Source organism: Amycolatopsis sp. NPDC039088 (assembly GCF_055598845.1).
In genome coordinates this window covers 84,963-105,014 of sequence record NZ_JBVKAE010000018.1, presented here as the reverse complement: position 1 = coordinate 105,014, position 20,052 = coordinate 84,963, and the positions used below count along the sequence as shown (strand labels likewise).

Below are 20,052 nucleotides of genomic sequence, written 5' to 3'. Positions count from 1 at the left end.
GAGATGACATGCCGAGGTTCCTGCGAGCCGTCGCCGTCGCCGCCGCTGTGGCGGCCGTTCCGGTGCTGGTGCCCGCCACGTCGGTGGCCGCGACCGAGTCACGTTGCCCGCAGCTGCGGCTGGCCGATCACTGGTACGGCGACAACGCCACGAAGATCCAGAAGGTCATCGACGAACGCGGCCGCTGCGGCGGGCGGCACGGCGAGCGCCCGGTCGCGGTGTTCGACTGGGACAACACGGTCATCAAGAACGACATCTCCGATCAGACCGTCTTCTGGATGATCCGGCACGACAAGATCCTCCAGCCGAGGAACAAGGACTGGCGCACGACCAGCCGGTACATGACCGACGCCGGGGCGAACGCGCTCGGCAAGGCGTGCGGTACCGACACCCCGGCCGGGAAACCGCTGCCGACGAGCAAGAACATCACCTGCGCGGACGAACTCCTTTCCGTGCGGAAGAACGCCAAGACGACCACCGGCGAAGAGGTCTTCGCCGGAAGCAACCGGCGCTACATGGAGGCGGCCTACGCCTGGGTCGCGCAGATCAACGCGGGATACCGCCCGGACGAGGTCCGCGCGATCGCCCGGCAGGCCAGGGCCGCGGCGCTGCAGGCACCGGTCGGAGCGACCCAGAAGGTCGGTTCGAGCACGCAGGTCGCGTGGATCCGCTACTACCCGGAGATCAAGGACCTGATCGCGACGCTGACCAAGGCCGGGTTCTCGACCTGGGTCGTTTCCGCCTCGCCCAAGGAGTTCGCGGACGTCTGGGGATCGGCGGTCGGGATCCCGCCCAGCCGCACCCTCGGGATCTACTCGCTCACCACGAACGGCCGGATCAACGGACACCTCGAAGGCTGCGGCGGGCACGCCGACGGCGCCGACGAGATCATGACCTACATCGACGGAAAGCGTTGCTTCATCAACGAACGGATCCTCGGGATCCGCGGCCCGAAAGCGATGGAAGCGGCACCGGAAGCCAAGCGGCAGGCACTCGCCGGCGGCGACGCGACCACCGACGTCACGATGCTGCGCGACGCCACCGGAGTCCGCGTCACGCTCAACCGCAACAAGGACGAGCTCATGTGCCGCGCCTACGACAACGCGGACGGCAAATGGGCGGTGAACCCGATGTTCATCGAGCCCTTCCCGGCGTTGAACCGCACCTACCCGTGCTCGACGACGGCGTACGAGAACCCCGACGGCACACACGGACCGGTGCTGCGCGACGACGGCACGGTCATCCCCGATCAGCGCGACACCGTGCACCCCTGAGCGTGTTCCTCGCCGATCGGACCAGGTGAAGGAGTTCTGTTAATGTCGCCATAAGGTCGTGGAAGGGGAGAGACATGACCGCAGAGGCGATAATTCTCGGGTATGGTGCTACAACGCTCGGCTTGGCTTTGATCGTTCTGACTGTCCATGTTGGTTCATGGATGGTATTCCAGGATGGCTTGGCCCGGTTCGGCGTCAGAATTTTCCATAGCAAAGAATTTCACGATAAAAGACGGGCCTTGGGAACTCTTGGCCGTGTGGCCAGGCTTGGGCTCGGAATAGTTATTGCTCTCACTTTGGCGGAAACCGTTGCGTTCGGTTTCGCGTTGGTGAGCTGGCGTGTGACTCTGAACATTCTACTTTTTTGGGGACTCTTGGCTGCCCCCGTGGTGTATGTGCTCGTCTACCTGACGTTGGTCAGCTGCTTGTTCGGGCGAATCCGAGCCCGTGTGGAGAAGGAGGCCGTGACCGTGCCAGGGGTCGAGGACTCCAAAGGCCTGTTAAGGGAGTTTGCGGTGTCCCGGACCCGCGATCGAGGCCTGTCCTTGTCCTTGATTTTTTGTGCCATCCTGCCCGCGTTATGGGCGGGTGTGGTGTTTTCGATCGAGACCTTCCCTGCCGGAGGTCGCACTGGCCCAGACGCCGCGATGCTTGGCTTTTCGACCCTCTTGAGTGCCGGTGCGGCTCTCTTGTGGATTGCCTTGGTTTGCTGGTTCCTCCGTATTTCGTCCCCACATCAAGGGTTGATCGACGATTCATTTTCCATTTTGAAGTTTCTCGCGATGCGAAGGCCAGATGAATCTTACCGGCGATCACCGCATTTGCCGTGGTCGTTCCGTGCATCGCGGTCGCGTAACCTCCTGCATGGTATGGGGTTCGACTTGGCGCGCCATGTCGAACGCTATGTGCGTGGTACGGAGCGCCGCCTCACTTCTTATGAGTACGAGCGGCTGCGAAACACTTATCAGGCGATAGCCTGTGCGCTTCGGAGTGAGTCCATTGGTGCCACGCGGAATATCGAGAACACGCAAAAGTATCGAGAACTCGTCATCGCGGGATTGGCGCTGGTTTCCGTGGAAGAGTTCAACCTGCTTCCTCAGCGGTACGCGTCGTTGGTGGCGAACGCAACGGAACAACCTGTCGTCCGCCCACGCTGGCAGCGGTGGGTAGAGACGGCCGACACTCTCCTGCAGCGAGGTCGGGCGTTCATCAGTGTCTTGATTCTGTTGGCGGGCATTCTCTTCTTCCTGGCCACTGGACAGTTGGCCGAACTGCTAGGGCTCGTCAAGTAGGCGGACAGGCCTGGGGTTCACGGTGAGTGACGCGCATGATCCACGCTGCTAGCGTATCGGTTACAGCTGTGAGGGGGTTTACAGGTGACCGATCCGTTGCTTCAGGTGGAACTCGTCAAACAGACCGTCGCTTTGGTCTTCACCAGTGGTGGCAAGGTCGCCGAGTATCTCTGGAAGAAGCTCTCCGGACGGCGGGACGAGCGGCGGCTGCGGTCCGATCCGGCCGCGCTGGAAGCCGCTGTGCGTCGCCTGACCACCGAAGACCCGGCGGTGGCGAAGGAACTGCGGGAGCTCGTCGGAAGCATGCTCGAGATGCGCCATGCCCGCCCGCTTGTCGTCCCTCGTTCGGCAAATTTGTTCGACCGGGTCGGCGCTCAAGCCGAGATGGGTGGATCCGGGGTTCTGGTGCTCTCCGGCCCGTCCGGCGTCGGAAAGACAGCGCTCGCGGAGCATTTCGGCCAACGATCCCAGGAGGCGTATCCCGATGGGGCACTGCTGATCGATCTCGCGGACCACCGCGACGGCCCGGGAGCGTCGTTGCGGTTCAGCCAGGTCAGGGAGTCGGTGCTCAGGGCACTGGGAGTGGATCCGAAGCTCATCACGATGGGCGCCGACGAGCTGAAGGGCCAGTACAACGCCTTTCTCGCGCCACTGCGGCTGCTCCTGATCTTCGATTCGGTCGAAGGCGTCCGCGATCTCCAGGCTTTGGTGCCTCCGGCGCCGATGAGCCTGGTGCTGGCTTTGACGGAGGGGCCTGCCGAAGAAATCGTGACGCAGTACCCGCGGCACGTGCCTCTCAGCAGGCTCGAAGAAGGAGCGGACAAGAAGCTCTTCGAAGCCATCGCGGGTACCGAGCTGCTCGCAGCCGATCCCGAAGGCGCCGGGGAAGTGCTCGCCGAATGCGATCGTTTTCCGGCGATGGTGGTCGCGGCGGCCACCGCGGCGCGACAACGAGCCGGTCTGGCCACCCGACCGCTCAAGCATCTCGCGAAGGAGTTGCGCAACGGCCGCGCTCTCGGTCCGGTGAGTACCGCCTTCGATCAGGTCCTCGCCGGACTTCCTCAGCGTGAACAGGAACTCTGTCGGTTGCTGAGCGAGATCCCCGGTCCGGGTTTCACACTCGACGCGGCGGCCGCCGTCGCCGACTGCGAACCGTTCGCGCTGTTGGGCGACCTTGCGCACTTCCAGTCCGTCTTCTTTCTGACCCCAGAACCTGACGGCCGGCTCCGGCTGACCAAACAAGCGATGCAGGCGCTCACCCGCGCTGGTCATGCTCCGGGTGGCGAAGGTTTCCGGCGGCTCGTCCGGTTCCATCGCACGCGAGCGGTACAGGGGGATCAGCTGAGAATGCCCGGTGGGCGGCTGAGGCTTTACGATCAAACGTTGCCGGAAGGCACTCAGGCCTGGGAGCTGGAACCCGGCCAGGATCCGATCGAGCTGCTGCTCGCCGAGATCCCGGTCTACCGGGCCCTGGCGGAACCGGCCCACCACGCTGGGCTTCATGTCGAGCTGACGCAGATCTGTGGCGCTCTGGAAATCGTCGGGCTGTACCGGGGACACCTGCGCGAGCTGGTGGAGATCACCAAGTGGGGTATCGCGAGTGCGGAAGCATTGCGCGACGTCCCACTCCAGCTGAGGACCATCGCGCAACAAGCGCGTCTGTACTCGTTGCTTCAGGAGTTTTCGCGCGCAGACGTGGAATTCGACCGCCTGCGAGAGCTGCTTCCCCGGTTGGAGTCACCCGAAACCGAAACGAATCGTCAACTCCGCGCCTCGCTTTGGGAGTTCCGCGGGCTTTTCCACCGGGAACAAGGCCAGTACACCGAGGCGGCGGCATGCCTCTTCGAGGCGCTGAAGATTAGCCGGACATTGGGCGGACTTCCCTTCCGAGGGCAGGGTTTGCACGCGAGGATGCTCGCCAACGTCCTGGTTCAGCTCGGCGATCTCGACGGGGCGCTCCAGTTCCTCGCGGAGGCCGAATCGAATACGAATCCCGCGAACAACCGTGACCTCGCTCAGGTGTGGCTGGTCCGGGCGAAGGCGCTTAGCCGGTCCGGCACGGCGGCCGCCGCGCGGCAGGCGCTCGACCTGCTGCCGGAAGTCTGGCGCATGGTCGCCCCCACCGGAAGTGATCAGTACGACCTGGAGATCGCCGAGGCGCTTGGGGACGCCGCCTGGTACTGCGGGGAATTCAATTTGGCACGGCACCACTGGTCAGGCGTCTGGCAACGGTTGCAGGCGGTCCGACATCCGCGCGCGTCCGGAGTGCACGCCAAGATTTTCCACGGATGCCGCCCCTGATCAGCCGGTGAACTCCGCGGTGACCACGTTCCGGGTGGCGTTGCCCTCTCGCACGCGGAACGGCCCTGTCGTCGGAAGGTCCCGGTTCCCGCGCCAGTACCAAGCGGAGATGGCGGACAACGGCTCGCCTTCCGTGACGAGTTCGACGACCGGACGGCCGGGTCTCCAGACCAGGCACCGGTCCGCACCGATCCCGGCGATGAGTCCGGCGTCGGGGCGACGACGTCTGATTTCCCGAGCCCAGTCGGTGAACTCGGCGTTTTCGCCGTCGAATTCGCAGTAGACAACGTCGGCCCCGTCGAGTTCGTCCAGAGTGGACAATTCCTCGTGGGCGACGATATGGCGACCCGGTGAGGCCGTCTTTCCCGCTCGGTCACCGGGAAACCGGAAGACCGCGACGTGGTCGGCGTGCTGCCGTACTTCGACCGAGAACGTCGTCGGCTCCGTGACGTCCGGCACCGGATCGGGCACAGGGCGGAAGATCGCGCGACTTTCCGGTTCGGGCAGGCGCATCAACTCGTACAGAATGGGTCGAAGAAGCTCCGCGCACTTCCCGGAGAACTCGACCGCCTGCTCCGCGACGTCGGTGAGCGGTTCCGTGGCGGCGGCTGCGTCGACCTGCTTGCGCAGATCACGTTCCGGGTCGAGCCGCGGCGCCCTGACCAGGAGTTCCGCGAGGGGCGAGTCCGGTACCACCGTGGCAGGCTCCCGGCTGCCGATCAGGACCGGGATCCGCGTGGCGGCGGCGTACAGCGCGATGGAGCCGCCGTCCGAGATCAGGCAATCCGCCGCGATGACGGTCGCCTGCCAGCCACGTTGAGGTGGGATCACGGCGAGACCCGCCCGCAACGGCCGCGACAACCACGCGCGGATCTGCCAGGGACTGTGCGCCGCCCAGGCGCCCGGATGCACGATGAGACTGAACTTGTACTCGTCGACTGGGAGTTCGGTGAGCAGCCGTGCGGGCAGGCTCGGATCGGTGCCCAACAGAGAATCAGGCCCCCAGGTGGAGGCCAGTACGACGTGCTTGCGGTCCCGCACGTCGAGCAGCCGCCGGTAGCGGGCCGCGCGATTGAGGCTGGCGAGCATCCGGTCGTGGCAGGGGTCGCCGACCACGACGGCGTGCGGTTCGGCTTGGGAGCAGTGCTGCCGGAGATAACGCAGTTGGTTGCTGTGCGAAAGGCCGATCCGGCTGGGTACGACGTGGCCGTCGCGGATCAACCGTGCCGGGTTCAGGCCCGAGATGACGGACTGGTGCGGGTAGACCTTCTGGTGTCCGATGCCGTGCGGCACGAGCAGAACGGGCGCGGCCAACCGGTGGAGTTCGTCGTTCTCGCTGGCGGCGATCGCCAGGTCGAACGAGGTTTCGACAGCCTGGTCCCAGGAGATGACCTTTGCGTCCATCGAGGCGAGGAACTCACCGACCCCGGAGGACAGGATCGCCGGCTCTCGCTCGTTGTGGGTGAAGACGATCTGGATCCGCGGATCGTCCTTCAGCAGTGACACGACGTCGAGCAGCCGGGTCAAGGTGGTCACGGTGCGGACGACGACCAGAACACGGTGGGAGAACTGGACCGTGAGCCACTGATCGAACGCGGGATCAACCGGGACCTTCGCCCAAAACGACGGGGGGGGGGGTACCTTTTTCGCGCACTACCTGTCCCGGCGCGCGATCCACGCCGCGGCCTGCGTGCGGCGCTGCATGCCGAGCTTCGCGAGGACGGACGTCACGTAGTTCTTCACCGTCTTCTCGGCGAGGAACAGGCGTTCCGCGATCTCGCGGTTGGACATGCCCTGCCCGATCAGGTCCAGTACTTCGCGCTCGCGTTCGGTGAGGGAGCCGAGTTCGTCCTCCGGCGGGTGCCGCAGCTTGTCCAGCACCCGCGCCGTCGACAGCGGGTCGAGCAGCGAACGGCCTGCCGCGACCTCGCGGACCGCGTTGACGACGTCCTGCCCGCGGACCTGTTTCAGCAGGTACCCGGCCGCGCCGGCCATGATCGCGCCGACCATGGCCTCATCGTCGTCGAACGCGGTCAGCATCAGGCACTGCGGCGGGTTCGGCTTCGAACGCAGTTCGCGGCAGAGCGCGATGCCGTCGCCGTCACCGAGCCGCACGTCGACCACCGCGACGTCCGGCTCGACGTGCATCGCCACGGCGAGGGCTTCGTCGACCCCGCTCGCTTCGGCGACGACCTCGATGTCGGGCTCGTCGGTGAGGAGGTCGCGCAGACCGCGCCGCACCACCTCGTGGTCGTCGATGAGCAGCACCTGGATCGGCATACCCCCCACGTTACTTCGTCGCCTTGGCGACCATCCCTTCCACCAGCGGAGACGGCAGGCCTGCCCGCTCGCCCAGCCAGCGCACCCACGTCGGCAGCAAGGCCTGCGCGGCGGGGCGGATGGTGTCCTCCGGCCAGTCGCCGATCAGCGCGATGAGGTGGTCGAGCCGATCCGGTGAGACCGCGAACCAGGTGGCCGGGACGACACCCTCCATCCATTCGGCGGCGAGTTCTTCGACCACCAGATCATCGGGTTCGTTGCCGAAGGTCTCGAGGTGCCAGGCGGTGAAGGGGACGGTCATCACCGTCGGGTCGATGCCGGTGTAGTAAGAGCCGCTCGGCGGTAACCGCAGACCGCGGTTCTTGAGCGCCGTATCGAGCGCCAGGTACCGGCGCTCGGAGCGATACCAATTGTCGAGGAGCGTGCGGGATTCGTCACCGATGATGTCCAGGCTTCGGTTGACGAGGCCTTCCAGACGGCGTGGTTCGATCACCGGTTCGGGGGCCGCCTGCTCGTCGAAGCGTTGCCGCCACGCTTCGACGGCCTGATCGAGAGAGTCGTAGACGCCTCCGCCGCTCAGGCGGGGAATCCATGACTGGTCGATTTCGAACAGGTAGATCGTGGGGGCCGCGTCACCGGGGTAGCTATAGGCCGCGAGCACGCCGAGGCGGGTCCCGTAGACGTCCTGGAGTTCCCAGACGTCACCGGTCGCCTTGATCTTCGTGGCCAGCTGGGGCCATTCGGGCAAGTCTTCCGACCGCAACGCCTTCCGCAACCTGCTCACGCCCGCGCGGACGAACGACTCGAATCCGGGCGGTGAGATCGCGCTCATCCCCTGCAGCAGCAGCCAAAGCTCCTGGCGCGGCTCCGCGTTCGTAACGGCGAGTACGACGGCTTCGAAGAACAGGTCGAAGTCGAGGCCATGGTTCTCGCCCTGCAACGCCCGGTACAGCTCAGCGCCGAGCAGCGAGGCCGTCACCTGCTCGAGCTCTCTGGGGCTTCGCGTCTTCAGGAGCACACTCGCCTCGCCGAGGACGTTCTCGACCGATTGCTCCATCCACTCCGGCAGGGCCACCGGCTCCAAGGCCTTCTGCGTCTTTGGCGGTTTTTTGTTCTTCTTCGGCTTGCGGCCGCGGGAGACGGGCATGGCCCGGAGCGTATCCGCCCGGATCAGGCGGCCGCCCAGAACACCGCCTTGGCCACCTGCGAGTACAAGCCCTTCGGGTGATCGCGGAACAGCGGTTCGGTGCCGAACAGCACCACCCGCCCGCCGAGTCCCGAGGTACCGGACACGACGGCCGCCTGACCCGCCGCCTGCAGTGGCCCGCCGGTCCCGTCGTCCCGGGTCCGCCAATGGCCCGCGACCAGCGGATTCCCGCTCGCGTAGCGCTGCTCGACACTGACCGAAGAGCCGAGATCGGTGAACCAGAAAGGCCCGTAGACGAACGAGTCCGGCAGTGCGCCCGCGCCGACCGGGCCGGTCCCGTTGACGACCGAAACGACGCCGTTCCCGTCCTCCCAACCGGCCACCGGACGCGCTTCGAGAAGTCCCACGTCGGTGTTGAAGCGTGCGCCTGTCGCGCCGCGGGTGACGACGCCGCCGCGAGCGAGGAAGGCGCGTAGAGCGTCCTTCGCCGCCGGGTTGAGGTCGGTGTAGCGCAGCCCCGAAGACACGAACAGCAGGTCGATCCGCGACCAGTCGAATCCGGCGTTGAGTACCGCCGCCGACACCGGCCGGACGTCGAAGCCCATGTCCCGCAACGCCTTCAGCTCGTCCGGCCCGACGGCGCCCGCGATCGTCTTACGGCCGAGCGGGGTCGCCGCACCACTTGCCTCGGTGAACCGGACGCCGTAACGGTCCGCCACCTCGGCGGCGGACGGACGCGCCGACGCGGGGACGACGATCGTGCCGTCGGCCGCGCGGCCCAGTGCGATACCCCGGTTCAGCAGGTCGTTGACGGCGCTGACGTCCTTGCCGTCGACGAGCTTCAGCGCGAGGTCACGGCCGGGAGCGGCGTCGATGCCGCCGGTGGGCGACGCCGCGGCGACGTCGTGCGTCCGGACGTCGAGCCTGCCTTGGCGGACGATGTCGACCGACGCACCCCACAGCAGCCGGTGGCTCCAGCCGGAGATGTCGTACATGACCGGTACCTTCGCCGAGATGTCGCTGCCCTGCTCCAGCATCACGTTCGCCAGGCCGCGCTTCGGCTGGTGCATGTCCACCAGGTACGAACCGGCCGGATACCGGCGCCCGGCGAGGCTGAACGCACGATCGGCCTGTTTGACCCGGACGTCGTTGGCCACCAGGTGGTCGACGAGCCGGGAAGCGGCGACGGCCGAGCGCTGGCCCGCGCCGGCGGGGATGACGTACGCGCGCGGGAACTCCGTGCGGTAGCGGTCTTCCGGCCCGAATCCGGGCACGAAACCGTCGGGGATCTCGCGCTGCGCCTCGCCCGCACCGCCGCGGCGGAACATCTCGATCTGGTTCGCGATCAGCTCACCGCGGTTGCGGTCGACGTAGGTCAGCGTGCTGCCGATGGTGGCCTCGACGACCTCGGTGTTGATCACCGCGCGCCGCTGGAGTTCCGCCACGGGCTGCGTTTCGTAGTCCGCGTTGTTGACCCGCATCGGGATCTCGATCGTGAACGACACCGCGCCGTGGTACATCGCGTACTGGGCGGTGTAGATCGGCGCCCAGCCGTCCCAGCTGCCGGGTTCGTAGTCGCGGAACGGGATCTCCGGCTTCGCCGTCTCCGGCCGCCCGAGCGCCTTGACCGCCTGCTCCATGCCGAGACCGTTGGCGTAGCCGTGCTTGATGTAGAGGTCGAAGTCGTAGTTCTGGCCGTGCGGGGGCGTGGTCGGCTCGATGAGCGTGTTTTCGACGTAACCGTGTTCGTCCAGCATCATCAGCGGCTGCTTGCCGATGGCGATCCCGCGCATGGCCCGCACTTCCGGCTGCGACGCGGTGACGAAGTCGCGGTTGGGGTCGAAGCCCTGCGACGTCTGCCGCGTGCCGGCGACCCTGCCGTCCGGATTGGCCGTGACGTTGAAGTAGAAGCGGTTCCGTTTCAGCAGCTCAGCCGTCTTGGGATCGTTGGACGTCGCCAGCTTCTCGATGACGCGAAGCGTGCCGTCGGTCCCTTCCCATTCGTTGCCGTGGATGTTGTTGTTGATCCACACCGGAGCCTTGTAACCGTGACGCAGGAAGGGGTCGCGGGCGGCACGGGCCGGGTCGTTCTCGATCAGCGACCGCCACGCGTCCTGCCGTCGCGTCTCGAACGGGCTCTCCGGCGCGGTGAGCGTCACCAGGTAGAGGTCGCGGCCGAGGCCGGACTGCCCGGCGATCTCGACGGAGATCCGGTCGCTGCGCGCCTGCAACGCGTTCAGTTTCGGCGCGATCGCGTGGTACGGCGCCAGCCCGAGCTTGATCGACTTGTCGCCCGTGGTCTCCGGGTAGACCCGCAGCTTGGTCTTGCGCGGATAACCCGAATGGTCGCCCGCGACGTTCTCGCCGGCCGCGGCGCGCGCGGTGCTCATCGGCGGGTCGGTCGCGGCGACGTCGTTGCGGTCCGGCCCGTTGCCGGGGTCCCGATGCGTCGTCGTCGGCGGTGGCGCGGCGTACGCGGGCGCGGCGACCGCGCTCAGGGACAGCATCAGTGCCAGAACCACGGTGCGAGCCGAACGCGACAAGGGCCACCTCCAGAGACGTCGGCACAGTCTTTCGGCTCGCTAAAGACGTCACAAGACCCGAAAGGCGGCTAATCGGGCGCGGGGAACCGATGCTCGTTCCGGTCGATCTTGGCGTTGGCCGCCTCGATCAGGTCGACGCCGAGACTGTTCGCCAGCTGGAGGAGATACAGCGTGACGTCGGCGATTTCGTCGACGACGTTGTGTGCCAGTTCAGGGTCGGAGCGCCACTTCTCGGACTCCTCCGGCGTGAGCCACTGGAACAGCGAGGTCAGTTCACCGACCTCGCCGGACAGCGCCATGACCAGGTTCTTCGGGGTGTGGAACGGTTCCCAGGCCCGTGCCGCGGCGAAGTCGCGGAGGCGCTGGTTGAGGTCGTCGAGTGTCACGTGCTGTGCCTACCAGATCGTCACGGTGCGCTAACGGCCGTATGGCGGACGAGCGTTGACGTGCAATTTGCAACTTGCATAGCGTCGTTCCGCGTCGGGGAATCGATCCGGAAGGAAAGCCTTGACGTACCAGCGAAGCCTTCGCTCTCGCATGCTCTCCATCGCGTTCGTGCCGAGCGCGGCACTGGTGCTCGTCGCGCTGTTCATCGGCGGGTTCCTCGTCCACCAGGCCATCCAGGTCCGCGACGACGCCGAAAGCGGAGCCGTCACCATGGTCGACGTGAGCCGGATGATCGCGGCGCTGCAGCGAGACCGGGCGGTCGCGTTGAAGGCGCCGGGCAGCCGTTCCGCCACGTACACGGCGTACGCCGAGCGCATCGACACCTCGCTTTCGTCCCTGCGCGAGATCGCGCGAGTCGCCCCCGACGCCGAGGTCGGCTACCAGCAGACGATCGCCGTCGAACTGCTCACCGTCGTCGAAGGGATGGACCGCAGCGACTCGCTGGCGGTCGCCGGGATCGACGACGAGGGCAGGCGCCACTACGCCGCGGCCGTCGGTGCCTACCGGTCCAGGCTCGACGCCGTGGCCGGAATGCTGACGGAGAGTGGTCGGCAGGTCTACCGGAATCTCGTCGCCAGTGAGGCCTGGAGCCGGTTCGGCGCGGTCGAGAACGCGCTGAGCGCCGCCACGCCGCCGCCCGTCGGACAGGACTCCTGGCGTGTCGCGGCCGGCGTCGTCGGCCGGTCCCTCGGCGACCTCGCCACCCGGCAGATCGAGTACTCGGCGCAGCTCGCGATCGACGGCGGACGCCGGGTTTTGAGCGGCGCGCTCGCCGCGGCCGGGGCGATCTCGCTGCTCGCGTGGGTGGTGATGGCGATCGTGATGCTGCTCGCCCGGCGGCTCCCGATCCCGATCATCCGTTGCCCGGTCCGCCTCGAAGCGGCTCTTCCGGAGCCTTTGGGCTGGTCACGCCGTGTACACGATTACGCCGAAAAGAGCACGCTGTTGGCCCACACGCGTCGGTGAACCGGTCGGGCAGACTTGTCCGGGTGAGTTCCCCGACGGATCTGCGCCCCTACCTGCGCACCTTGGACGCGGAGACGCTGGCTGACCTGCTTCATGCCCACGCCGAGCGTGACCCTGTGTTACGGCAGACCCTGGAGAACCGCTTCACCACCCAGGGGAGTGATCTCGCTGAGGCGCACCGCCTCCTCGATACCGCCGTGGCGGCGGGGAACGTCGAGTACGCCGCGAAAGTGGGCTCGGTTCTCGACACGCTTCAGCGCCTCCTCGACGCCGGTAGCCGGGCCGATCTCGCCCCGCTCGCCCGGCGGACCGTGGACGACATCAGCGAGATGCTGGAGCAGATCGACGACGCCTCCGGCGAGGTCGCGGACCGGCTGGACCGGGCCGTCGAGCTGTACGCGCGGGCCTGTGTCGCGCGCCCGCCGGATCCGGAGAGTCTGGCCGACTGGATTCTCGAAGTGGAGTTCGACGGGCCGGGCTGGCCGGCCATCGAGCTCGCCGATTTCGCCTCCGCCTTGGGAGACAAGGGCATCGCGCGGATAAAGTCCACTGTGGACAGCGTGCTGGCGGAGCAGCCGTCCGGGGCGAAGCGCGAGACGGCCGAGCGGATGCGCGAGGAACTGGCGGAGGTGTCCGGCGACGTCGACGCGCTCGTCGCGATCCTCGCCGCCAAGCCGCCGCGGGTCGACGTCAGCCTCAAGATCGTGCGCGTGCTGCGCGCGGCGGGACGGCACAGCGAGGCCATCGCGCACGCGGCGCGGGCGCTCACGCATGACAAGAAGGAAGAAGCGCCTCCGGTCGAAGAAGAGCCGGTTCCGTTGTCTCGCAAGGAGTTCGACGAGAATCCCGGTAGCGCGACATATCTCGCGCTGCGCGAGGAGGCGCTCGAAGCGGGACGGTGGGTCGCGCAGCGGAAGACCGCGCTGGCGCGGTTGCGCGAACTCGCCGCCGAGAACACGGAGGCCGCCGACGAACTCGTGCGCGCGCTGCTCGGTGAGGATCGCGTGGACGAGGCCTGGCGGGCGGCGGTGCGTTTCGAAGCCTCTTCGCCGGTGCGTGTCGAACTCGCGGATTCGCGTTCCGTCGCCCATCCCGCCGAAACGATTCCCATCTACCGGGACCATGTCGAAGAATTGATCACGCACAAAGATCCGAATTCCTATCGCGAGGCCGCCCGGCAGCTGCGCAAACTCCGCACGGTGCACAAAAAGGCCGGTACGGCTGAAGAATTCAGCTCGTACCTCGCCACGTTGGTGGAAATACACAAACGGAAGACTCGGCTGATCGCCGAGATCAAGGCGGCGAGAATCGCGATTCCGAAAACGGTCAGGGCGTAACCGCGCCCGTCGCCGGTCGTTATTCGAAGTGAACCGAGGAAACCCGGCGAAGTCGCGGTGGTCCTGAACCGGTGTCCGCCCGCGCCCTCCCCGCGACCTGGACCTCCGTTTCGCGCCCGGGACCACCGCGACGAGCCGGTTCGGGTACGCGTGCAAACATGTCGCCATGAGTCCGGTGAGTCGTGCCCGCAAGAAGGCAGCCCAGCCCGCCACTCCGAGTGTGACGGGCCTCTTCAAGGACGTCCTCCGGGACTTCTCGACCCTCGGCGCCGAACCCGAGGTGCTCGATGTCGAATTGCTGACCTCCGAGGTGCTCGGTCAGTGGTGGGAGATCGAGCTCGAAGAGGGTGAACAGCCACTGGGCTTGGAACTCATCGCCTTCGCGGAGCGGAAGATCACCCCCGCGGCGGCCGCGTTGCTCGCCGGCCTGCGGGTGTTCGCCGAGACCGAGGAGGAGCGCGAGGCGGCCGCGTCGGCGCTGAACACCGTCCTGGGCCGCGGGATTCCGGAGCCGGAGTGGGCGGCGGACCTGGCCGCGGTGACCGTCGGGGACTGCTGGCGGACCGGCGACGTCTTCGATGACGAGTCCTCCCTGCTCTGCTTCTTCTCCCGCGGCGGCGTCGAGCACGGTCTGCTCGCGCTGGTCGACTTCACCGAGGGTGGCCGGATCCGCGACGTCGTCGTGGTCGACAAACCGCACGACGTGCTGGCCGATATGCGGCAACAGGCCGCCGACGATCCGGAGCTGGTCACGCTGGAGCGGGTGCTGCCCGAGCGTGCCCACCAGCTGCTGGCGGACGGGCTGGCCGCGACGGACGTCGTCGAGGAGCCCGACGTCAGCGAGGACTACGCGCGGTTCCACGCGCTCGCGCTGGCCTGGATCCGGACTCTTCCCGCCCCCGAGCCTTCGCCCGAAGTCACCGAATGGCCCGAGCAGGTGCGCGAAGAGGTCGTCGCCGACTTCATCGGTTCCGGGCTCGTGGAGGACACCGAAGCGACGCGGTTCTACGCGCGCCTGCTCGTCGACTACGGCTGCGAGACCGAGCCGGGCAGCCCGCTGCGGGTCGGGCCCGAGAAGCTCGCGCGGTTCCTCGAGTCCCTGCTGGACGGTGAGTTCGAGATCGACGAAGCGTACGAGGACGCGCTGGAGCCCGCGCTGCTCGGCTGGGTCACCTGGGCCGCCGATCGCGCCGGTCTCCCCGAAGCCGCCCGTGTGGCGCTGCTGGAAAGCGCGACGGAGTTCCTGGAGGAGTTCTCGCAGGAGGAGGACTCCACCCTCGACGTCTACTTCGACGGTTCCGAGGGAATCGAGGACCCGGCGGAACTCGCGGAGGCCCTCCAGCGCCGGATGTTCGCCGTCCCGACGGTCTACACGGAGATCGGCGACGAGGAGCTGGAACTCGAGCCCGCCGACCCCGAACAGCGCCGTCTGCTGGTCATCGGCGAGCACCCCGAGTATCACGAGGCGCTGGCCGAGGAGACCTTCGACGGGGAGCCGAGGTTGCGGCTGGCGCTCAAGACCACGATCGTCGACCAGCTCTGGGCCGACGAGCCCGCCGAGGTCTGGCAGGCCGTGCGGCGGCTGAGTGAGAGCGGCCAGGAGCGCGACGAGATCTTCGACCGGCTGATCGACGCGCTGTCCGCCCAGCTGAGCGAGGCGGGCGAACACGAGATGGACTACGACATCGACGACTACCGGAAGGCGCTCGCCGACCTCGGCTGACGTCCCTTTTTCACCGGTCACGACCTCTCCCGGCCTTGCCTTCCCACCCGAGTCCGTCTAGTCTGTCTAGATGGAAGCAGCAACCTGGCAAGTGCAGGACGCCAAGCAGCGGCTGAGCGAGCTGCTGCGCCGGGCCTCGGCCGAGGGGCCGCAGTTCGTCACGAAACATGGGGAGGAGGTGGCCGTGGTGCTGGACATCGTGGACTACCGCAGGCTGGCCGGAGGCGGTGAAGCCGTCGATTTCAAACTCGTGCTCTCCGGCGAGCAGCACCATCCCGAATACGGGGAGGCGCTGGCCGACGTACTGGAGGAGATCGCCGCCGAGCGTGCGGAGGATCTGCCGAGGGATGCCGCGGAGGTGAGCGGGTGAGCTTTCTGCTGGACACGAACATCGTGTCCGAAGCCCGGCGCCGCACGAAGAACCCGGGTTTCGCCCGGTGGTGGGGCGGGGTGTCGTCGAGCAAGCTCTACTTGAGCGTGCTGACCGTCGGAGAGATCGAGAGGGGGATACACAAACTCAGGGTTCGAGGAGATCAGGACCGGGAGCGGGCGGACGCCTTGGCCGACTGGCTGGCCGGGCTCACCGCGCAGTTCTCGGAACGGATCCTTCCGGTGACCACCGCAATCGCGGCCGAATGGGGCAGGCAGTACGCGCCGCGGAAAGTGCCGTCCATCGACGGGCTGATCGCCGCGACCGCCCGGGTCCACGAGCTGACCCTGGTCACCAGGAATCTGGCCGATATGGCCGGACTCGGCGCGCAGGTGCACAACCCGTTCGACTGAGCTGTAGTGGACCGAGCTGTAGTTGACCGAGCTGTAGTTGACCGAGACGAGTTCTGCCCGCCTTCAGCTCAGCGGTGCGGCCGGGGTCCCCTTGCTCTCCGTGACGTCCGGCTTCTTCCAGCGGCGGTCCCCGCGAGCGTCGTCGAAGTCGACGACGAAGGCGCCGGCGGCCATGGCCACCAAGAGTGCGAGACCGAGAATCGAGCCGACCCAGGTCAGGATGATCGAGAACATCATGACCCTCCTCCCTGCTCAAGGTCCCTTTAGAGACCTCTTCTTCCCCTGACACAAGGGTCGCCTCGGGGGGCTGTAGCCGGTATCGGCCAACCGGTTACACGTACTGAGCGTGGATCGGCCGATCGGCCGAGGAAATCCGGCCATCGGTCGCGGCGTGCGACCGGACGACGCCGACGCCTCGCCGGTGGTGCGAAGGCTGGTACTTGTGAGGGAACAAACGGAATTCGTTCGGGTGATCGGCTTCCGGCCGGATGATCTTGGGCTTCGTCGTGAAACGCTCGCCGTGAGTAGAGGTTCCGTGAGTATCCGGTTACCCAGCGTCCGTGCTCAGAGCTTGCGCAGCCGGACCCGGTTGATCGCGTGATCGGCGTCCTTGCGGAGGACGAGGGTCGCGCGGGGCCGCGTCGGCTTGATGTTCTCCATCAGGTTCGGCTCGTTGATCGTGCGCCACAGGTGGCGCGCCTCGGCCCGTGCCTCGTCGTCCGGGAGACCGGCGAAGTGGTGGAAGTGTGACGCAGGGTCCGCGAACGCGGTGTGCCGCAGCTTGAGAAAACGCTCGATGTACCAGCGCTCGATGTCGGTCGTCGGCGCGTCCACGTAGATCGAGAAGTCGAACAGATCGGAGACGGTCAGCCGGGGGCCGGGCTGAAGGACGTTGAGCCCTTCGAGGATGAGGATGTCGGGCCGCTGAACAACCTGTTCCTCGCCGGGAAGGATGTCGTAGGCGAGGTGCGAGTACACCGGCGCGCTGACCCGTTCGGCCCCGGACTTCACCTCGGTGACGAACCGCAGCAGGGCCCGGCGGTCGTAGCTCTCCGGGAAGCCCTTGCGGTGCATGATCCCGCGCCGGACCAGTTCCGCCCGCGGGTGAAGGAACCCGTCGGTGGTGACCAGGTCGACCCTGGGGTGATCCGGCCAGCGGGCGAGCAGGGTCCGCAGGATGCGCGCGGTGGTCGATTTGCCGACGGCGACGCTTCCGGCGATCCCGATGATGTACGGCACCTTGGTGCCCCGACTGTCTTCACCGAGAAAGGTGGTGGTGGCTTCGTACAACCGTTGCCGGGCGGCGACCTGGAGATTGATCAGCCGGGAGAGCGGCAGATAGACCTCGGCGACCTCGGCCAGGTCGACCTGTTCACCGAGACCACGCAGCCGCAGCAGTTCCGCGGCCGTCAGCGGCAGGGGAGTCGCCCTGCGCAGCTCGCGCCACTGCTCACGGTGCAGCTCCACGTAGGGACTGAGCTCACGGACCCGCGGCATCGCACACTCCTCGCCCGTCGCCTGCGCTGGCGCCGTACAAAACCGTGTTGACGAGTTCTCGGCGGGAAGACGTGCCTCGAACCGGATGAAGCCGCTTTAACGGTAGGGCTTACGGCTCGTGAACGCGCTGCGATGTGATGTAGCCCGCGTCGGGGCGTTACCGTCCGTTACGGGTACGGGGAGGCGAAAAGACCTCGTCCCAGGCCGCGGCGACCTGCCGTGCGCAGGTGGCGGGTGCGACACCACCCACACCGGTGCCGAGTCCGGGCATCGCGATCGTGTGCACCAGGTCACGGACCCGGCCCTGGTCGACGCTGCCGTCGCGCCACTGCCGGAACACGGCGCGGGCGGCCAGGTACGGGTGCACGGTGTCACGCGGGAGACGTTCGCCGGGTTCCCGCATCGTCGGAGCGCTGATCAGCCAGGCGGGCTCCGCCTCGCCGGTGGGCACGATCACCGTTTCCCCGATCGGGAGCTCCCCGCCGTGGTAGGCGAGTACGGCGCTGCGCACGTTCTGCTCGACCTCGGGGTAGGCGCGGGCGTAGACGGCGTCGATGCCACCGCGCATCCAGCCGTAGGAGTTCGCGGGGCTGACGACGGCCTGCGCGACGACGTCGAGCACCGACCCGCGGTGCACGAAGACCCGTCCGTCCACAGTGTCCGCGACGGTGGTCCAGGCTTGCGCGAGCAGGTCATCGACGGCGCACAGCACCAGCTCGGGGGTGGGATGGTCCGGCAGGGGAGCATATGAGGAGCCGACATCCGCGTGGCCGGTGTGCGTGCCCGATTCGGCGGTCACGCCCTAAGCATGGCAAAAAAAGCCACCCGGCGTAACCGGTTCGCGTACCGGCTGTCCGAGTGAAAGTCGCCACTCGCGGCGTGCGTAATCTGGCGAGGTGTCACGGATCGCGTACTTCGGCCCACAGGGAACCTTCACCGAACAGGCCGCACGCCGGCTCGCTCCCGGCGAGGAGCTGATCCCGGCGGAAACCATTCCGGCGGCGTTGGCCGCGGTGCGCGCCAGCGAGGCCGACGCGGCCTGCGTCCCGATCGAGAACTCGGTGGAGGGCGCGGTCACCGCCACCCTCGACAACCTGAGCGACGCCGAGCCGCTCGTCGCGGTGGCGGAGGTGCTGCTGCCGGTCCACTTCAGCGTGCTGACCCGGCCCGGGGCGACCGAGATCCGCACTGTGGCGAGTCATCCGCACGCCCTCGCGCAGGTCCGCCACTGGGTCGAGGCGAACCTCCCCGGCGCCCACCCGGTCGCGACGTCGTCCACGGCCGCCGCCGCGGTCGCGGTCGACGCGGGCGAGTTCGACGCCGCCGTCACCGCGCCGGTCGCGGTCGAGCACTATCCGCTGGAGGTGCTGGCCACCGAGGTCGCCGACGTCCGCGACGCCAAGACCCGGTTCCTGCTGGTCCGTCCGCCTGGTGAACTGCCGTCGCCGACCGGCGCCGACCGCACCTCGATCGTCGCCGCCGCGACGAACCGCACCGGCGCGCTGGCGGAACTGCTCACCGAACTGGCCGTCCGCGGGATCAACCTGACCAAGCTGGACGCCCGTCCGACCAGGAACAACTTCGGCGAGTACCGCTTCTTCATCGACTTCGAAGGGCATGTGACCGAACCTCGGATCGGTGACGCCCTGGCCGCGTTGCGCCGCCGGTGCCGCAACGTGCGGTTCCTCGGCTCCCACCCGCGGGCGGATGGCGGCGCGACCGAAGTCGAGCCGGGCGCCGCCAATGAGGACTTCACCGACGCGATCGACTGGGTCGAGTCGGTCCGGAAGGGAGCACAGGCGTGAAACTTCTCCTCGTCCGCCATGGCCAGACCGAGGGCAACGTCCGTGGCGCGCTCGACACCGCCCTGCCCGGTCCGCCGCTCACCGAACTGGGGCGCGAACAGGCCCGTGACCTCGCGACGCGGCTCGACGGCGAGCCGATCGTCGCGGTCTATGCCTCGCAGGCGGTCCGCGCTCAGGAGACGGCCGCGCCGGTGGCCGCCAAGCTCGGCCTCGACGTCCAGGTCATCGACGGCGTGCACGAGGTCGCCGCGGGTGACCTCGAGGGCAAGACCGACAAGGACTCGGTCGCGGTCTACATGAGCCTCGTGCGCCGGTGGACGCTCGGCGAACTCGACCCGCCGATCCCCGGCGGCGAGACCGGCGCGCAGGTGCGCGCCCGGCTGCTCGACGCGGTCGCCCGGCTGCGCGCCAAGCACGAGCAGGCCGACCCCGACGGAACGGTGGTCCTGGTGAGCCATGGCGGCGCGATCCGGCTCGGTGGCGAGTGGCTCGCCGACAACGTCACCGCCGAGGTCGCCAACCAGGGCCTCGTCCCGAACACCGGCATCGTCGAACTCGTCGCGACCGACGGCGGCTGGCACTGCCTGACCTGGGCGGACGTCCCCCTCGAAAGCTGATTCGCGGCTCACGCGGTGATCCCGTTTGCCTCCGCTCCCG

Annotated in this window: 18 protein-coding genes; 10 read left to right on the top strand and 8 right to left on the bottom strand. The window is 67.5% G+C overall.

The window, feature by feature from the left end; genetic code table 11:
* Positions 1–8: 8 nt before the first annotated feature.
* The 3 genes from ACZ7KI_RS23400 (at position 9) to ACZ7KI_RS23390 (ending at position 4,867) form a co-directional block, all read left to right on the top strand.
* Positions 9–1,274 (top strand): HAD family hydrolase, encoded by a 1,266-nt coding sequence (locus tag ACZ7KI_RS23400; RefSeq protein ID WP_470275221.1) that lies wholly within the window; start codon positions 9–11, stop codon positions 1,272–1,274.
* A gap of 74 nt (positions 1,275–1,348) precedes the next feature.
* Complete coding sequence (locus tag ACZ7KI_RS23395; protein ID WP_470275220.1) at positions 1,349–2,566, top strand: hypothetical protein; 1,218 nt, start codon at positions 1,349–1,351, stop codon at positions 2,564–2,566.
* 84 nt (positions 2,567–2,650) lie between these two features.
* Complete coding sequence (locus ACZ7KI_RS23390) at positions 2,651–4,867, top strand: hypothetical protein (RefSeq protein WP_470275219.1); 2,217 nt, start codon at positions 2,651–2,653, stop codon at positions 4,865–4,867.
* Here ACZ7KI_RS23390 and ACZ7KI_RS23385 read toward each other — a convergent pair whose 3' ends face one another.
* The 5 genes from ACZ7KI_RS23385 to ACZ7KI_RS23365 form a co-directional block, all read right to left on the bottom strand.
* Entirely contained in the window at positions 4,868–6,403 is a 1,536-nt protein-coding gene (locus ACZ7KI_RS23385) for a hypothetical protein (RefSeq protein WP_470275218.1), read from the bottom strand. It lies immediately after the preceding gene.
* A gap of 117 nt (positions 6,404–6,520) precedes the next feature.
* A complete protein-coding gene (locus tag ACZ7KI_RS23380; protein ID WP_125790547.1) occupies positions 6,521–7,147 on the bottom strand; it encodes a response regulator in 627 nt (208 codons plus the stop codon).
* A gap of 10 nt (positions 7,148–7,157) precedes the next feature.
* Positions 7,158–8,294 carry a hypothetical protein gene (locus ACZ7KI_RS23375; RefSeq protein ID WP_470275217.1) on the bottom strand — a complete coding sequence of 379 codons (1,137 nt, stop codon included), beginning with the start codon at positions 8,292–8,294 and terminating at the stop codon, positions 7,158–7,160.
* Between the two features lie 23 nt (positions 8,295–8,317).
* The gene (locus tag ACZ7KI_RS23370; protein WP_470275216.1) at positions 8,318–10,816 is read right to left on the bottom strand and encodes a M14 family zinc carboxypeptidase; all 2,499 of its coding nucleotides are present in this window, start codon (positions 10,814–10,816) and stop codon (positions 8,318–8,320) included.
* Between the two features lie 89 nt (positions 10,817–10,905).
* Positions 10,906–11,223 carry a nucleotide pyrophosphohydrolase gene (locus ACZ7KI_RS23365; protein ID WP_061980383.1) on the bottom strand — a complete coding sequence of 106 codons (318 nt, stop codon included), beginning with the start codon at positions 11,221–11,223 and terminating at the stop codon, positions 10,906–10,908.
* A 151-nt stretch (positions 11,224–11,374) separates the two neighbouring features.
* On the opposite strand from ACZ7KI_RS23365, the gene ACZ7KI_RS23360 reads away from it, so the two are divergent.
* From ACZ7KI_RS23360 to ACZ7KI_RS23340, 5 genes are all read left to right on the top strand, one after another.
* Positions 11,375–12,250: a nitrate- and nitrite sensing domain-containing protein gene (locus tag ACZ7KI_RS23360; RefSeq protein WP_470275215.1), complete on the top strand. Its 876-nt coding sequence runs from the start codon at positions 11,375–11,377 to the stop codon at positions 12,248–12,250.
* A 23-nt stretch (positions 12,251–12,273) separates the two neighbouring features.
* A complete protein-coding gene (locus ACZ7KI_RS23355) occupies positions 12,274–13,587 on the top strand; it encodes a hypothetical protein (protein ID WP_470275214.1) in 1,314 nt (437 codons plus the stop codon).
* A 166-nt stretch (positions 13,588–13,753) separates the two neighbouring features.
* Positions 13,754–15,310 (top strand): DUF1841 family protein, encoded by a 1,557-nt coding sequence (locus tag ACZ7KI_RS23350; RefSeq protein ID WP_470275213.1) that lies wholly within the window; start codon positions 13,754–13,756, stop codon positions 15,308–15,310.
* A 70-nt stretch (positions 15,311–15,380) separates the two neighbouring features.
* Positions 15,381–15,680 carry a type II toxin-antitoxin system Phd/YefM family antitoxin gene (locus ACZ7KI_RS23345; protein ID WP_470275212.1) on the top strand — a complete coding sequence of 100 codons (300 nt, stop codon included), beginning with the start codon at positions 15,381–15,383 and terminating at the stop codon, positions 15,678–15,680.
* The gene (locus ACZ7KI_RS23340; protein WP_470275211.1) at positions 15,677–16,093 is read left to right on the top strand and encodes a PIN domain-containing protein; all 417 of its coding nucleotides are present in this window, start codon (positions 15,677–15,679) and stop codon (positions 16,091–16,093) included. The genes ACZ7KI_RS23345 and ACZ7KI_RS23340 overlap by 4 nt, the downstream gene beginning before the upstream one ends.
* Before the next feature lie 63 nt (positions 16,094–16,156).
* Here the strand turns inward: ACZ7KI_RS23340 and ACZ7KI_RS23335 are convergent, their stop codons facing one another.
* From ACZ7KI_RS23335 to ACZ7KI_RS23325, 3 genes are all read right to left on the bottom strand, one after another.
* Entirely contained in the window at positions 16,157–16,330 is a 174-nt protein-coding gene (locus ACZ7KI_RS23335) for a hypothetical protein (protein ID WP_470275282.1), read from the bottom strand.
* Between the two features lie 327 nt (positions 16,331–16,657).
* The gene (gene coaA / locus ACZ7KI_RS23330; RefSeq protein ID WP_470275210.1) at positions 16,658–17,590 is read right to left on the bottom strand and encodes a type I pantothenate kinase; all 933 of its coding nucleotides are present in this window, start codon (positions 17,588–17,590) and stop codon (positions 16,658–16,660) included.
* 157 nt (positions 17,591–17,747) lie between these two features.
* Complete coding sequence (locus tag ACZ7KI_RS23325; protein WP_465500399.1) at positions 17,748–18,389, bottom strand: macro domain-containing protein; 642 nt, start codon at positions 18,387–18,389, stop codon at positions 17,748–17,750.
* 97 nt (positions 18,390–18,486) lie between these two features.
* Here ACZ7KI_RS23325 and pheA point away from each other — a divergent pair, with 97 nt between their 5' ends.
* A complete protein-coding gene (gene pheA, locus ACZ7KI_RS23320) occupies positions 18,487–19,395 on the top strand; it encodes a prephenate dehydratase (protein WP_470275209.1) in 909 nt (302 codons plus the stop codon).
* The gene (locus ACZ7KI_RS23315; RefSeq protein ID WP_470275208.1) at positions 19,392–20,012 is read left to right on the top strand and encodes a histidine phosphatase family protein; all 621 of its coding nucleotides are present in this window, start codon (positions 19,392–19,394) and stop codon (positions 20,010–20,012) included. Before pheA ends, ACZ7KI_RS23315 begins: the two co-directional genes overlap by 4 nt.
* The last annotated feature ends 40 nt before the right edge of the window (positions 20,013–20,052 follow it).